General features: G+C 71.6%; 2 protein-coding genes. Both read right to left on the minus strand.

Annotated features, from left to right (window positions below; all coding sequences use genetic code 11):
• Positions 1-219 (minus strand): pyridoxamine 5'-phosphate oxidase family protein (locus BIV03_RS12900; RefSeq protein ID WP_139201969.1); only part of this gene is annotated, 219 nt, incomplete at its 3' end.
• Positions 216-595: zinc-binding dehydrogenase (locus BIV03_RS12905; RefSeq protein WP_139201970.1), on the minus strand; the 380-nt coding region annotated here is incomplete at its 5' end. The genes BIV03_RS12905 and BIV03_RS12900, both read right to left, overlap by 4 nt.

Raw genomic sequence — 595 nt, forward strand, 5'->3', positions numbered from 1 at the left:
GGCGTGCACGGCGTCGAGGATGACGGTGCTCGACGTGGCGAACACCAGCCGTCGGTCCTCGGCCACGTAGTTGACCGGGATCACCTCGAGCGATTCCTCGGTGCGGAACGCGACGCGCGCGGTACGGGAGCGGTGCAGCCGTTCCCAGCACTGGTCGGCGTCGAGCCGGACCACGAGTTCGTCGTCCGGCACGTGGTCCGGCGGCGGGGCGGTGGTCATCGTCCGACCCGCTCGTCGGGTCGGAGCACGACGGCCTCGCGTTCGATCGCCGGCAGCTCGAAGACGATGCGTGCCGGCACACGTCCCGCGAGGACGTCCGCCATCGCGTCGTTCACGTCGGCCAGCGGGCGGCGGACGGACACGACACGGGTTCGACCGGCCGCGTGCAGTGCGAACACCTCGGCGAGGTCCTGCCGCGTGCCGACGATCGACCCGATGATCGAGATGCCCTTGAGGACGGTGTCGAAGATCGGGACGGACATCGTCCCGTCCGCCGGCAGCGCCACGCAGACGAGTCGACCGCCGCGCTTCAGCGACGCGAAGGCCTGCTCGAACACCGCGGCGGACGCGGCCAGGACGACGGCGACGTCGGCGC

The sequence above is a fragment of the Curtobacterium sp. MCBA15_016 genome, from assembly GCF_001865105.1.
Lineage (GTDB): Bacteria > Actinomycetota > Actinomycetes > Actinomycetales > Microbacteriaceae > Curtobacterium.